The sequence below is a fragment of the Vibrio sagamiensis NBRC 104589 genome, from assembly GCF_007990935.1.
Taxonomy (GTDB): Bacteria; Pseudomonadota; Gammaproteobacteria; order Enterobacterales; family Vibrionaceae; genus Vibrio; species Vibrio sagamiensis.
In genome coordinates, this window is record NZ_BJXJ01000004.1 from 86,929 (window position 1) to 102,486 (window position 15,558).

General features: G+C 38.9%; 11 protein-coding genes and 1 riboswitch. Of the genes, 3 read left to right on the forward strand and 8 right to left on the reverse strand.

Annotated elements, in window-relative coordinates; genetic code table 11:
- Positions 1-193 precede the first annotated feature (193 nt).
- On the reverse strand, positions 194-1,675 hold the full coding sequence (locus VSA01S_RS03200) for a carboxypeptidase M32 (RefSeq protein WP_039980998.1): 1,482 nt from the start codon (positions 1,673-1,675) through the stop codon (positions 194-196).
- Positions 1,676-1,859: 184 nt separating this feature from the next.
- Between VSA01S_RS03200 and VSA01S_RS03205 the strand changes: the two genes are divergently transcribed.
- Positions 1,860-2,426, forward strand: a complete 567-nt coding sequence (locus VSA01S_RS03205; protein ID WP_039981000.1) for a hypothetical protein — start codon at positions 1,860-1,862, stop codon at positions 2,424-2,426.
- Positions 2,427-2,456: 30 nt separating this feature from the next.
- Here the strand turns inward: VSA01S_RS03205 and VSA01S_RS03210 are convergent, their stop codons facing one another.
- From VSA01S_RS03210 to VSA01S_RS03220, 3 genes are all read right to left on the reverse strand, one after another.
- Positions 2,457-2,918: a hypothetical protein gene (locus VSA01S_RS03210; RefSeq protein WP_039981002.1), complete on the reverse strand. Its 462-nt coding sequence runs from the start codon at positions 2,916-2,918 to the stop codon at positions 2,457-2,459.
- Positions 2,915-3,673 (reverse strand): winged helix-turn-helix domain-containing protein, encoded by a 759-nt coding sequence (locus VSA01S_RS03215; RefSeq protein ID WP_039981003.1) that lies wholly within the window; start codon positions 3,671-3,673, stop codon positions 2,915-2,917. The genes VSA01S_RS03210 and VSA01S_RS03215 overlap by 4 nt, the downstream gene beginning before the upstream one ends.
- Before the next feature lie 287 nt (positions 3,674-3,960).
- Entirely contained in the window at positions 3,961-5,325 is a 1,365-nt protein-coding gene (locus tag VSA01S_RS03220) for an alanine/glycine:cation symporter family protein (RefSeq protein ID WP_039981004.1), read from the reverse strand.
- Between the two features lie 121 nt (positions 5,326-5,446).
- Positions 5,447-5,547, reverse strand: a riboswitch (glycine riboswitch).
- 402 nt (positions 5,548-5,949) lie between these two features.
- Here VSA01S_RS03220 and VSA01S_RS03225 point away from each other — a divergent pair.
- Both VSA01S_RS03225 and VSA01S_RS03230 read left to right on the forward strand, forming a co-directional pair.
- Positions 5,950-6,108, forward strand: a complete 159-nt coding sequence (locus tag VSA01S_RS03225; RefSeq protein WP_021708444.1) for a hypothetical protein — start codon at positions 5,950-5,952, stop codon at positions 6,106-6,108.
- A 22-nt stretch (positions 6,109-6,130) separates the two neighbouring features.
- Positions 6,131-6,868 carry a chromosome partitioning protein ParA gene (locus tag VSA01S_RS03230; protein WP_039981006.1) on the forward strand — a complete coding sequence of 246 codons (738 nt, stop codon included), beginning with the start codon at positions 6,131-6,133 and terminating at the stop codon, positions 6,866-6,868.
- Positions 6,869-7,032: 164 nt separating this feature from the next.
- Here the strand turns inward: VSA01S_RS03230 and adiA are convergent, their stop codons facing one another.
- The 4 genes from adiA to VSA01S_RS03250 form a co-directional block, all read right to left on the reverse strand.
- A complete protein-coding gene (adiA, locus tag VSA01S_RS03235) occupies positions 7,033-9,354 on the reverse strand; it encodes an arginine decarboxylase (protein WP_039981008.1) in 2,322 nt (773 codons plus the stop codon).
- A complete protein-coding gene (gene potE, locus VSA01S_RS03240; protein WP_083932236.1) occupies positions 9,347-10,732 on the reverse strand; it encodes a putrescine-ornithine antiporter in 1,386 nt (461 codons plus the stop codon). The genes adiA and potE overlap by 8 nt, the downstream gene beginning before the upstream one ends.
- 240 nt (positions 10,733-10,972) lie before the next feature.
- On the reverse strand, positions 10,973-12,910 hold the full coding sequence (locus VSA01S_RS03245) for an LTA synthase family protein (RefSeq protein WP_039981010.1): 1,938 nt from the start codon (positions 12,908-12,910) through the stop codon (positions 10,973-10,975).
- 280 nt (positions 12,911-13,190) lie between these two features.
- Entirely contained in the window at positions 13,191-15,080 is a 1,890-nt protein-coding gene (locus tag VSA01S_RS03250) for a methyl-accepting chemotaxis protein (RefSeq protein ID WP_039981139.1), read from the reverse strand.
- Positions 15,081-15,558: the final 478 nt, after the last annotated feature.

The following is a 15,558-nucleotide window of genomic DNA, read 5'->3' on the forward strand; positions in this document are numbered from 1 at the left end:
CTTAAATACCGTGAGATGTCGATAAGAATGTTAAAAGTGTGTACCGTTGCCATGCAATGTCTTCGGTGAATATCGTTAACTTTACGCCCAATTGAATTTTAGCTCCATGAGGTAACTTGGGTATAAAAAAGCTGGGTATAAAACAAGCCACTCGGTTTAAGCAGCTTGTTTTTGTGGTTTCACATTTACCGCATTAAAGATAACGTGAACGTAAATGATCTTTAAAATAAAGTGGATTAAGCGCTTCACCTGTAGCCTGCTTAATCAGATCATGGGTTTCTAATAAGCTTCCTTTACTCCAAATATGGCTTTCTAACCAATTGAAAATCGGAGTGAGATCGCCAGTTCTGATGATTGCATCCACATCCACTGTTTTCTTCATTGCAGCCATAAATTGAGCAGCGTACATGGCTCCCAGCGTGTATGAAGGGAAGTACCCAAAAGCACCATCTGTCCAATGGATGTCTTGCATACACCCGTTTTTGTCGTTGCCTTGGGTAGAAAGTCCCAGATACTGTTGCATTTTCAAGTCCCAGAGCTCAGGAACATCAGAATGTTTGATTTTACCATTGATCAGATCACGCTCGATTTCGTAGCGTAAAATAACGTGGGCAGGGTAAGTCAGCTCATCTGCATCGACACGGATGAAGTCTTTTTTAACTCTAGTGTAGAGCTTTTGAAAGTTAGTGTTTGAGAAAAGCGCTGCATCATGGCCAGTAAAATGCTGGCTTGCAAGATGAGCTAAGTGCTCGATGAAAGCATCACTTCGACCGACTTGCATTTCAAAGAAGAGCGATTGAGATTCATGAATACCCATCGAGCGCGCTTGGCCAGACGGTAAACCAGATAATGCTTTTGGGAGCCCTTGTTCATAGCGAGCGTGACCTGTTTCATGCACAATTCCCATTAATGATTGAACAAACTCTTTCTCATCATATCGAGTGGTAATCCGTACATCACTTGGTACACCGCCACAAAAAGGGTGCACACTTTCATCCAAACGGCCGTGATTAAAGTCAAATTGAAGTAACTTCATGACATCAAGGCCTAGTGCTTTTTGTTTGTTTGCTTCAAAAATGCCTTTGGGCTCGAGAAAGTGTTCAGCGGCTTGTTTATCGATGACTTGGTTAATGAGATCTGGAAGCCAAGTTTTAACATCACTGAATAGGCTATCTAACCCAGCCGAAGTAGTTCCAGGTTCATAAAATTCAAGCATTGCATCGTAGGGAGAAAGTCCATTTGCTTCAGCCCTAATTTGTGCCTCCTCTTGTGACAACGTCACTACTTCGGCCCAGTTTTTTTCAAAGCCTTGCCAGTCATTGTTGGTTCTTTGAGTTCGCCAAGCATGCTCACATTTTGAGCCTGCAAGAGATTTGGCTTGTACTAAACTTTCTGGTAAGACATTTGCTTGCTGCCATTGACGTTTTAACTCCCGAAGTGTTGCTTGTTCTTCCATATTGAGTGGCTCGAGTTCGGCTTCTGCAAACCAGTCTTGTAGCTGAGGTTGAGTTTGCAGGCTATGAATATGTACTGAAAGTTCAGCCATAGCTTCAGAGCGAGCTTGACTGCCTCCACTGGGCATGACCGCAGCTTGGTCCCAACCGACCATAGCTGAGAGATGATTAAAGTGGGACACCTTTTGTGAGTGTTGAATTAGCTTTTGAAATGTACTCATATAACAATCCTACGTTTGTTGCTTTCGATGGCGTGAGCATTGGTACCCTCTAGTAGAAGAGTGGCTTATATTTCTGTTATCATTATTTGTACACTAAAACTGTATAGTTGCTCAATTAAAAATTAATCTAACAAACATCCATTAGAAATCAATCATAAAAGAACTAAGTAGAGAATACCTTTAAATGCGTTTATTGATTCGTTTTACTGTCGCTTTGACTGCTCTCATAGCAATCATTCTAGGTTCTGTTGCCTGGCAAGCGATCCCTCAAAAAAAGTTTTTAAGTCGAGAAATGGAATGGAATTGGCATTGGGAATATTTTCTACCTTTTAGTAATGGGATTCAAGTTACCCGTACAAAAGATACAAAACAATTGCTACTAAGACGTGTTTACCTCGAAGAGTCTGTGGTTATTTTTTTAGGCACTACGCTAGATAATAAATTTGAAGTAGACGTTTTATCTAAAGAACATTGTACAAAAGGGGATATTAAGTGGATTTCAGTATCAGTGAATCACAGGAAAATATCCCATAGACCAATGGAGTGTGAAGCATCGGAAGAAAGCTACTTATATCGATATATCAGCTCGAATATAAAAAGCATAGAGGTGGGCATCAATGAATTTTACCTACGAGAGACCTTTAGCAATTGGCCAGTACATGAATTAAAATCAGATCAGTTCAGACAGCAACACTCAAGATTTTTTAAATCTAAAGATGGTCATAATAATGAGCGCTGGCTGAGAGATTAGTTATTTATATGAGGTATAAAATTACTACTGTTATCGTTTAGCAATTAGTGCAATTCGATCTGTTTTATGATTATGTACAATTAAAAATGCCTCATTTTTTAACAGGAGAGTATAGTTAATTTGTACTGTCTCATCTTCTAAAAGTAAATAAGGTGATAACACTGAGTGGTTTAATAGTGTTCGGACCTCTTGAATTGAAAGTAAATTAATCTTTCCCTTGATTGAAAACTTGGAGTTAGAAAAGCTTTCTAAATTACCTTTAAAACGAATAATAATAGGTTTTGTCATTGCTTCGTTAGTAAAAGATGCAATATGAATTATTTTATCATTATGGATTTTTGTAAAACCCTCGATCCGAACCGGATTCTTAGCCGAAGAAAGCTCAACAGATTGTTGATAAAACTCGGCTTCCTCCATCGTAGAATGGTAGGGAAGTTGCCATACTATTACTAACAAAGCTAATGATATAAATAGAGCTAGATATGGCTTCACAATTCTGTTTCCTTAATAAAATTTTTGATTTCGTTCGAAGCTTTTTCGAATTGTTCTTCTGTAAAATAGATATTGATGGATTTTTTATTCTTTTTATTTAACCAAGAAAGGGTCGTGTATTTTTTATCAGTATTAATAAAAACAACACAATCACACTGATTAACAGAAAAGAATGTCAGCATATTTTGGTCTGGTGTTTGATTAATATTTTGAAAAATATTTAGCGTGCCTATCTGATAGCTTTTGATGTACTGGCTTCCATCACGATAATTAAGTTCATTATAAAATTTATTATATCCAATGAAACTTGTTAATCCTAATATTGAGAACGCAATTGAATATATTGCCTTATCTTTATAAGATTTTAATAATTTTATTAAATGTAGGTTGTATCCAAGTTTGAGATTAACTAAATTGTTGCTTTCTTTGGCTTGAGCCTTTGGAGAAATGATCGCTTCTTTTTTATCAATAATTATATTACCTGTTAATCGGTAACCAACTTTAGGAACTGTTATGATCGGTGATTCTTTTATATCTAGTTTAATAAATGTTTGCCTCAAAGTGCTGATACTTTTAGCAAGTGATGTTTCACCAATGTATTCACTTTCCCAAGCCCGTTGAATTATGATCTGTTTTTTTACCACATCAGGTGAATGCTCAAGAAGAATAGAGAGGATTTGAGATTCTCGATACCCAACTTTAATAGTTTTTACCGTATTGGACAGTGTATTTTTAATAGGGTTATATAAGATCATAAATTACTTATTTATATGCAACTATACACATTTTTACTAATACAGAAACCTCTCACTTAAATTAGTAATTTTTTCATTAGAGCTTCATTGTTTAATAATAATGTGTAATCATTTAATTCATTATATAAAATAAAACATATAAGTAATTAAGATGCAATAGTTGTCTCAATTGAATAGTTATTTATCAATACCGCTTCACAATAAGTTTTTTACGTACAAATGCAAAAAGCCCAAAGTTATTTCTTTGGGCTAAAGGTTAATTGAGTATATTTTAGTTATTGTTTTTCTTAAGTAACAGATACTACATGGAAACTTGGCGAGAAGAAGAGTTTTGTTTCTTCCTGCACAACATGCCTGAGCGCAATCAAGCCGATAAGGTTAGGGATTGCCATTAAACCATTGACAATATCTGCCAATATCCAAATCATATCTAATTGAAGAAAAGCACCCGATGCCACCAAACTAATAAAAAGAACTTTATAAGGTAGGACGGCTTTTGTTCCAAAAAGATATACGACACATCTTTCACCATAATAATTCCAGCCTAGAATAGTGGTAAATGCGAAGAACATCAGTCCAATAGAGACAAGCATTGGGCCAAATGTTGGTGCATTAAGCCCCACAGAAAACGCATGAGTAGTCATGGCCGCGCCAGATAGGTCAGTTTGCCAAGCCCCTGTCAGAATGAGAGTCAGTCCAGTCATTGTACAGATAATGATCGTATCAAAGAAGGTCCCCGTCATGGATATGAGGCCTTGTTTTACACATGAGTCCGTCTTGGCAGCGGCGGCAGCCATTGCTGCACTTCCCAAACCAGATTCATTTGAAAACATCCCTCGAGAAATCCCTGACTGTATAGCAAGCATGATACTTGCTCCTAAAAATCCTCCTGTTGCCGCGGTCTGAGTGAAGGCGGATATAAAAACCAATTCAATAGCGTTGAGTAATTGGTCTGCATTTATAATGATTACGCCAACACATGAAAGAATATAAAAGAGCGCCATTGTTGGTACGACTTTACCAGCAACATTTGAGATAGATTGAATTCCACCAAGTGTAACAACAGCCACGAGTATTGTTAGGATAACCGCCGTTAGCTCTCGACTTGCTCCAAAAGATATTTCACTTGCGTCAAGAATTGCATTTACCTGCGGAAAGGTACCAATACCAAAGCAAGCAACACCGAGTGAAAATATCGCAAACATAATGGCTAGACATTTAGAACCCATGCCATACTCGAGGTAGTACATAGGGCCTCCAGTCATTTGGCCATTCCCATCTATACGACGATATTTAACGGCAAGTAAACACTCTGCATATTTGGTCGCCATACCGAATAAAGCAGCTAACCACATCCAAAATAACGCACCCGGACCACCTAATTTTATCGCAGTAGCCACTCCAACGATGTTGCCTGTACCAATGGTTGCGGATAATGCCGTGCACAAAGCGGCAAAGCTCGAAATGTCACCTTGCTTTTTTGCTGAGGTGTTTTTTTTGAATACCATCGACAGAGCAGTCGGTAAATGTCTAAACTGAATCAGTCCGAGACGAGCCGTAAAATAGATTCCAGTCCCCACAAGTAATAAAAGTAGTGGGGGCCCCCAAACGAAATCATCGATCATTTGGAGTAAAGGTTGTAGGTTTTGCATGATTTCCCCTTAATAAAACAACTAATAAGGAGAAGAGTGAAAGGTGGAGGCTAGGCTCTCAGTATGACTAAGCTATTTATGTTGCTAAAAACCAAATATGATCAATAGTTAGATTATTACTTTCCACTCCTCTGTCCTTTTGCCTGAGAGTTTCACCCGTTAAATAGATTTGGGCTTGCTCCTTCGGCGACCGATTTAACGGTTCTCTCCAGAGGTTCCTCCAACGACAGTCCCTGCTACCATAGTAGCACCTGAAATAGTTAATTCTTCGGCGGGTTATACTAGATGTATGTAAGCATTTAGTTAATAACCACTCTCCTGCAATCTTCATCGGAACAATTACTCAAAAAGTGAGTAAAGGTTAGTTAATGATGCTGGTCATCATCAACCAGTGAAATGTATCATGTTTTTTTGTTATTTCAATAGATAAATTACATTTAAGGTCTAAATGTTGCTAAGTTGGTGTATTGCCGCCAGTATTACAAGACAAAGTAACTTGTGCGCAAAAAAAGAGGCTTTAAATAATTATTAATAAAAAATAACCTTTAGGCAGTATTGGCTACGTAAAATAAGATACAATACAAGCTTTACTGATTGTTATCGATGTTGTAAACGGAGAGTAAAATGACCAGATTATTTGCGATTGTATTATTGATTGGGTTCGCTTTCGTGCTTTTTCGTTATCGTACTAACGAGAAAGTCCAAAAATGGACAGTTATCTCTTTGATTGGTCTCTTCATCATATATACTGCATCTCTTGTGATTGCAGAGCTCTCACGTTAACTTAAACATTTTGGAGACAAAAGTGACTTCTCAGCAGAATATTGATGATCAGGATGATGACGTTGTTGTAATAGAGGAACGTGATAAGCGTACTCCGATATACATCGCCATTGGCGTCATATTAGGTGTTGCACTTGGAGGCGTTCTTGGGGCGACACTGACTTCAAACCAGTGGGAGTCAACCTATCAAGCTTTGGATGAAAAATATCAAGCATTAGAAAGCACTAAAGTGGCGTTGTTGTCTCAAGTTAAAGAACGAGAAGCAGGCTTAGATAAAGAAGTCGACAGCAAAGTCATGGTTGTACTGAACAAAAAGCAACAAGAGTTTGAATCCAATCTTCAGGAACTCGAGTTGAAAATGACAGAGCTTGGTAAGGTTAATGACTCTCTAAAAGCTCAAATCGAACAGCAAAATGAAAAGCTGAATCTGTCCAAAAATGAGAATCTAAAGTTAAATCGCCAAGCAGATAGGCAAGCAACCATTTTTGAACGCTCGCGAGAGGTTTTTCGGAAAGAACTGAAAGTGTCTCAGGAACTTGAAGCCTTCGAGAAAGAGCGTGAAACCTTGCTACCTAAAATAGAAAAATTACGTAAAGAGTGTGATGTTTTTTTAGAGGGGACATCTTGGGACATTAAGGCTGACGTTTGTGATAAACATGACGAAGCAAATTCCCGTTTGAGCCAATTAGATCAACTGATTGAAGTCAACAAATTAGATTTAGAGCATATCAAAGCGATCACTGATGATATGGGGTTATAGCTGAGATGGGCTCATAGCTCTAGATCGGCAAATCAAAAGCACTCTATGCTGAACGCATTCTCCAAACTCGAGTCATTTGCACCCTAGCCACTAAAGGCGAACTCAATGTGACGTTTAAAGGAGCTCAAAGCGAGCTCCTTATTTTTCTTTGGGAAATGGAATACTTATCTGAGCAGCTGTGGCAACTCTTCTTCGGGTTGCTTGATGCACATTACATGATACATTCCATCAATAACTTCCGTTCCTTCTGTTTCGTGCTCAAATCCCGGGAATTCTTTATCCCATACTTCTAAGCAATGAAGGTAAGTAATCTGTGGACTGTCATCGTTACCGAAGTTCTCACCAGACATCAGCATTGGTATTCCTGGTGGGTAAGGAATAATCGCATTGGCTGCAATACGGTGTGCAAGTTGATCGGATGGCACCATTTCGACATTATTATCTACAATCGACTCAAAGGCATCCCTTGGTGTCATCATCGCTTGTGGAAGAGTTGAGTATGCTAAATTAAGTTTATCTGATGGGGTATGTTGTTTGAGGTAAGTAAACATTTTTATCCCTAGATCTTTAAGCCCCATTTCAGCATAAACATCTGGGTGAGATTCAACGAGCTCTGGCAGCACAGATCTCAAAGGTCTGTTTTGATCGTAGTGTTTTTTGAAATGTAACAGAGTATTGACAAGAGTGGCCCATTTACCTTTGGTGATACCCATTGAGAAGAGGAACATGATTTGAAAATCGGTGGTTCTTGTTGGAACAATACCAAAGCGTGTTAAGTATTGGGTGACTAATGCCGCAGGCACCCCGGAATCGAGTAAATCACCATTTTCACTCATACCCGGTGCTAAGATACTGACTTTGATTGGGTCAAGCATACACCAGTCCTCAGGCATATCTTTGAAGCCATGCCATGAATCGGTTGGCTTAAGTACCCAAAAATCTTGGCAAGAGGCTAGAAGCTTTGGATCGACCTGTTCAAAAGGCATCGTTTGGCCAGTATTTGGATCGGTAAAGGATTCTGCATTCCAAGGTTTAAAGAACCAATCTCCTTTATTGTCAAACTCACGGTATAAACGCCCCATTGCTTGACGATAGTCGACGGCTTCCTGAATAACCTCTTGTGTCAGAGAATAACCATTATTACCAGACATCTGGGAGACCGCAATATCATTTGAAGCACTGATAGCGTAGAGAGGCGAAGTGGTTGCATGCATCATGTAGGCTTGATTAAAACGCTGGAAATCAATCGCATCTTTACCGTGACGAACATGAATATATGATGCTTGAGATAAGGCGTTTAACAGCTTATGTGTGGAGTGAGTAGCGAAAACAGTTGGGCCACTTGATTCTTTCTCTGGCTCATCACGCATTGCAAAATGGTCTTTGTAAATAGGATTGAACCTTGCGTAACCGTACCAAGCTTCATCGAAGTGGATACGGTTGCTGCTTTCACCTAACAGTTCTTGAGCTCGTTTAGCGTTATAACATAAGCCATCATAAGTACAGTTTGTCACCACGGCATAAACAGGTTTTTGTTGAGAAAAAGCTTCAGTCAGAGGCCCTTCCGCAGCACGACGTTGAAGGGCAAGCTTTTCCATTTGCTCTGGGTAAATCGGACCAATGATGCCGTAGCGGTTGCGGGTTGGAACCATATAAATAGGACGTGCACCTGTTAGCATTAGTCCTTGTTCAATGGATTTATGGCAGTTTCTGTCACAGATCGCTAGGCTATCTTCTCTCATACATACTTGCATGATGGTTCTATTAGCGCCTGAAGTACCAGTAACAAGGGAGTAGGACTTATCCGCTCCAAATACTTTTGCAGCGAACGCCTCACTGTCACCAAAGTAACCCGTGTGATCGAGTAATGAACCCAAAGAGCCACGTTCTATCCCCATATCTGAACGGAATAAAGCTTCACCAAAATGACGATAAAAACGTTGTCCTGCCGGTGTTTTAGTAAAACCGATACCACCTTGGTGCCCCGGTGCCGCCCAAGAATATTCATGGACATCATCGTAATTGAAGATTGCATCCATTAAAGGTGGCATTAATTGCTGTCTATAGCGCTGCATGGCTGCAATAGAGCGGCCAACAATGAAGTCCGGTGTGTCTTCCAGAATCCAAGCAAACTCGTCAACTCGAGACATCAAGTCGTTAGTGACCGCTAAAGTGGTTTTTTTACGCTCTGCTAACAGAAAGACGGGGACACCTTCTTGACGCTGGTTCAGTTTATCTATTAACTGGAAAAACTTTTCGTTTTCTTGTACTTCATTCCCCGTCATTCTTGATGTCAGCATGAAACAGTCTATGGCGATATTCGCATTGAATATTGAATAACAGTCGTCAAAAGAATTTGCCACCGTAACTTTCACACCTTCCTCAGAAAACTCCGCAATCAAGCGCTCTAATGCTTTTTCAATAAAGCCCGTTTCGAGATTGTCATTGAAAATTAGAGCATGATTGTGTTTATCATAGTTATTCATAAACTGGTATTCCTTTTTCTATGTTTGAATTAAGGTCGTTGGTGTTGTTTGATGAATGATTGCCTGCTGGTGCAGAGGAAGGGTTGGCATCTCGACTGGCGATAAAGCCGTAGAAGAAATATCCAAGAAGCGTAATGATGGTTCCATAGAAGACGGATTCTTCTCCGGTGGCATACGCACCATAAATGCTGTACAACACAGCAATTGAACCGACAAAGATGGAAACATTGTACTCGGAGCCAGTAATTTTTGCGGAATGGAGGATGGCTCCCAAAGCGGATAAAGAAAGTATATAAGGGACCATATTGATGAAGACTGCGAGATCAACAAGAACATTAAATTGTTCTAAGAGCGTTGGAGAAATGGTCAATACCGTGAGTAAAAGTTCCAGGATCAACATAATTAACATGCCTTTTACTGGGGCATTGAAGCGGTTGGTGTCACTGAATATTTTAGGGAACAGGTTCATTTCCGCCGCTGCTTTAGATACCTGAGCATTGGTAAATTGCCACCCTAATAAAGACCCTATACAAGCTATAATGGCGAGAGCAGTGATGAATTGTCCAACAGCAGGGTTAAACATTTGGGCAAAAACTAAACCAAAAGGAGCATCTGACTTTGACAATAATTCATTTGGCACAATACCTTGGATAACTGTTGTCGAAGCAATGTAGGTAATCGCAGAGAAAACGGTAGCCAACATACAAGCGAGAGGAACATTTCGCTTTGGATTTTCTACCGCACCTGAGTTAACCCCTGCAGATTCAATGCCTAGAAAAGCCCATAATGTAAGAGCGATACCTGAAGACATTGCACTCATGATGGACTTATCATGAGGGTTCCAAGCTGCTTCGAATGTTGCAGCGTCAAACCAAAACCAACCAATGATAGAAACCCCAAGAACCGGAATAATCACCCCCCAAACGGTCACTGACGAAATCTGCCCTGTAATTTTGGGGCCACGCATATTCGCAACGAGAGTGATGACGAGGATCATCACAACCCCGAAGAAGTTGTTGATAGGAGCCGATTTAAGCCAAGGAATAAAGGTTTCTAAATATCCGACGGAAGTAACGGCAATGGCGACTGCACTTATGACTAAACAAACATAGTAGGTGTAGGAGGCGACAAAGAAACTTGATTTGCCATGTGCTTTTTGGGCATATGCTGACATTCCTCCGTCATCGGAACAATACATGCCACATTTGGCAAATGTATAAGCAATACACAATGCACCAATAGCCGTAATTCCCCAAGCAAGTAACGCTATACCTCCAGTCTGTGCCAAGCTTGATGGGAGAAGAATAATACCTGACCCCATCATGTTGACCGTAACAATCGTAGTGAGCCCCATCAGGCCCATCTTATTGTTGTCCATTTCTCACCTCGTTTTTAGAGATTAAAATCAAAAAGCACGATAATATGTGCGCTATAGCATGCAAGTTGTAGTATATGATTGTGAATCTGTACAATATTTGATGAGAAAGCTACGTACTTAAATTACTAGGGGAATGTTGATTTTTTGGGGAGAGTAGCAAAGAGGCGTGAAACCAATGAGGAAAAGCTAATTTGTTTAAAGTGGCCAACAGTGACCACTTGAATCAGGTTATTTTTAAGGTTACTTAGTAGTAGATTGATACCAGTTGTTTTGATAAGCCTTGGATCCAAACAAAGCATTGGCTTTCGCACGTTCAATAATACTCTTATCTACCTCAAGAGGATACATTGTTTGAGTTTCAAAATCATATTTCATGGTTGTGACTTTTTCTCCCGGGGAGAAGATAACAAAGTTATCACGAGTTAAATAACCGAAGTTTTTATCGTATTGCATCATTGCACGTTCATCTTCACGAGCTAACGGACGAGTTAAGTCGCGACCAAGCATCGGGGTCGTTGCATCTACGCCAATAAGTGATAATAACGTTGGAGGCATATCTAGGTTATTTGCAATTCGGTCATCTTCTTTTGCTGGTATATCCTTACCTAGGATCAAAGCAGGAATGTGAAAATGCTTCACAGGGACCAGGCTGTCACTGGAGGAACGAGCATCATGGTCAGCGATTACAATAAAAATGGTATCGTCCCAGTATGTGGATGCTTTAGCTTTTTCAAAGAAAGTGCCCAAAGCGAAGTCCGAGTATTTGACAGCGTTGTTACGTGTTCTGTGTGCGTCTTTATCATATGGTTCTATTTTATTTTCTGGGTATTCATACGGACTGTGGTTACTCGAAGTGAAGACTAGACTTAAAAAGGGTTTATCATCTTTTGAGAGTCGTTCGAATTCTTGGTCAGCTTTGGTATAAAGATCTTCATCACTGACACCCCAAGAGCCAACAAAAGAGGGGTTTGCATAATCGTCTTCTTCAATGATTTGGTCAAAGCCATTACCAAAAAAGAAGGATTTCATATTATCGAAATTAGCTTCTCCACCATAGATAAATTGGGTGTGATAGCCTTGATCTTTTAATAAATCTGCAATGGTAAAAAAGCCCGTTTGACTTTTACTTAATTTAACAACAGCACGAGAAGGTGATGGAAGAAAGCCCGTTGTCATGGCCTCAATACCACGTACAGAACGTGTCCCTGTTGCATACATTTGCGTGAAGTTCCAACCTTCCTTCATTAATTGGTCTAAGTTAGGCGTTAAAGGTAAACCACCCAATGAATCTACAAATTGAGCTCCGAGGCTTTCTTGAAGAAGAATAACGAGATTTTTGCGCTTTCCTTTATACGTTGCTTCATTGGTATTCATTGTGGGCAACAACGTAGTATCAAAATCAGATTTGGTTGAAGAACGACGAACAATCTCAAGTAATTGCTCATTATGCATTTTGCCGTAGAATTGTTCGGCATTTTTCTCGGACTTCATATTGTTGACGGCAAACAACAATGAATAAGATGAATTTAAAGTTAAATCATTCAATAAAGGGTCATTACAGAAGGCAACCATGGCAGGGTTAAGCGGTCGATGACCTAGAGAAGAACGAGCGCCAGCGACTCCGACAATGACAACTAGAACCGCTAATAGTGGCCTCCATTTCCAACTAATTTGTTGTGTGGTCTCTGTCAGTTTTTTACTCCATTTCCAACCAAAGACAAAAGTTAAAACGGTCCCAAGTAGACCAATAAATAACTCGAGCTTGTACCCTGTCCAAAGCATACCAAATACTTCTTTAGGATAAACGAGGTATTCAACAAATAGGCGATTCGGTCTCAGATCGTATTCCATTATAAATGGGGCAGTAGCAAGCTCCATATAGACAAGAATCCAAAGGCCGAAGACCATCCAGCAGCGTAAAATTATCTTCCAGAACTGCCCAATTTGTCCAGAAACAGGGAGAAGGGAGGAAAGTAACCCTGGGAGTATGAATAACCAACAAATGGTTGCTATATCAACTCGGATGCCCTGAATAAAAATATAAACCAAGTTGTCAAATGTTTCGATTCGATCCGATAACCAAATTGAAAGTAGTATCCTTGATACGGACAAAAACAAAAGAGCAAAAGCACTGAACAGTACAATAGGCCTCAAAGGACCAAAAGTGATTTTCTGCATATAAATTCTGAGTTCCAAACAAAGTCAAACTATAAAAAGTTTTTATCTAGTATTATTTAAATAAAAATACCAAACGGATAAATTGAAATAATTATCATCTTTAATTATAAATTAGAAAAAGAAGAGTTAATACGAGGAAGCCTCAGAAATCGTTGAAAAGTTATGTTTTAGCAGATCTTAATGTAAAAATTGTGATGGGAGTTGTTTATATAAAAAAGGCTACTAAATTAATATTAAGAAGCCTTTATATGTTAGATTGGAATGTTACTCAAACTTGAATCTAATTAAGCTTAAATGTGCTTACTGTTTGAGTTAGCTTGTTGGACAGATCAATTAACTGAACAGATTTTTCTTGATTAGATGAAGAGAGTTCTAGAGTTTCACGAGCTTTGTCATTGATATTCACGATGCTTTGGTTGATTTCACCTGTTACAAGTGTTTGTTCTTCTGTTGCCGTTGCGATTTGAGTGTTCATATCTTCAATAACTGCAATAGAGTTAGAGATTTCTGCAAGAGAACGTTGAGCTTTACTTGAGTTATTTAATGTTAACTCTGCTGCAGTACGATTTGTCTGCATCATCTCAATTGAGTTATTTGCTTCTTGCTGAAGGGCAGTGATCACTTGTTGTATCTCATTTGTACTTTCTTGAGTACGATTTGCTAAATTACGCACTTCGTCAGCTACAACAGCAAAACCTCGACCTTGTTCACCCGCACGAGCGGCTTCTATGGCAGCATTCAGTGCAAGCAAGTTGGTTTGTTCTGCAATATCACGAATAACATCTAAGACAGCACCAATACTCACTGTTTTGTCACCTAAGTTATTGATAACTAAGGATACATCCGCAATGGCATTAGATAGCCCGATAATGCTGTTATTAACTTCTTCAAAAATTTGGTTGCCGGATGCAGCTTCTTTTGAAGCCTGAATAGCAGCATCAGAAGCTCGTTGTGCATTTTGAGCGACTTCGTTAACAGCGACAGCCATTTCGTTCATTGCTGTTGATGTTTGCTCTAGTTGTACCATTTGGGTAGAAGAGCTATCGTTTACATTGTCAGCTGCTTGGCTGATACCTTGAGCAAATGCCATCAGTTCATCAGAAGATTTACGGATGGTCTGGATTGTCGCTTTTAGATCTTGAGACATCTCATTAATGGCGCCATTTACACCGATGTCTTTACCTAAGTCTGAATCGGTTGCAGTCAAATCGCCTTTTGCAATTCTAGAAACAATATGTTCAATTTCTTTTGGTTCACCGCCAATAGGCTTATAAATAAGTAGGTCAACAATAAAATAGACACAAAGAATGCTTGCAAACAAAAATAGGCTAGAAGTAAGAAGGGTTGACGTTAAGTTATCATTGGAATCAGCATTCACTTCTTCTTCCGTCATCCAAGCCCAAACACTCCAGTTTAGTGATGATAGCTCAGATGCAGAGCCGAGGTATTCAATGTCATTGTAAGTGTATTCAAAACTTTCACCTTTTGAAGTATCAATCGACCTAAAGAGTGGAATTTGACTAAAGATATTTTTGCCAACAAGATTATTGTCTTGGGCTGCCAAAATAAATCCATCTCCACGAGAGACAAAAATTTGATTGCTAGAAGTGAGTTGTTGTGTGAATTTGGTTAGATCATCCAATAATAAATTAAGTGCAATAACACCAACGACTTTACCTTCTCTGAAAATAGGCTGAGCAAGAGCCATTACAGTGTCACCCGTTGATGCCTGGTAAGGACGAGTTATAATAGTGTCTTTACCACTCATACCATCAACAAACCATTCTCTTTGCTTAGCAAGAGCGTTAAAGTTCGGGATCACTCCGTTGGTCTTTGATGAATATGAAGTACCATCAGAAATTGCAAAATAAACATTATTAACATTAGCAATATTTTTAGCACTATGGAGAATGTCAACAGCAGATGGAATATCAACATGACCATATTCATCAAATACTAATTCAGTACTAGTTAAAGAAAGGACGTCAAAATAGCGTGAAATCTTTTGCTCAATCGCATCTGCTATTAGTTGAGATTTATAATCTAACTGCTTTTTAAAACTAGTAGTAGAAGAGCCTTCAAAGTTTTTCCAGCTAAGAAAGCTTGTTGTTATGATCAAGACAAGTGTCATTGCTATGATTGAAAAAATTATTTTGAGTTTAGCACTCATATTTGACTTCCTAACGTTCTGATTGATAAATGCTATTTAATGATTGAATGACGCTTATGCATTCATACCTTTCCTATATGGAGGGCATCATATCAATAAATGTGAATAACTTTTGTACAGCAAGTTGATTTCTTATTTCATTCTTTAAAAGCGACCCAAAGTATGTGTTTATTTAATTGAATGGTTCAGTTTATTTCCTTTTATGCTTACTAATAAGATAATAATCATATCAATATTATCTTTTCATACAGATAATTACAATGGTGTAATATATCTTTAAAAAATCAACCGTCATTGTTTTTAACATTAAAGCAACATGGCTTGATGGTAGACTTGTTCTTTATCATCACAAAGAGCAAGGTAAAGAGGCTTGTAGGCCAACTTAGCTTGCATATCAAGATCATTGGAATTAATACTCTAATACATCGACACAGATCTTTTGTTAACATTTCTGTTACATTTGCTTTTCAGCAAACCT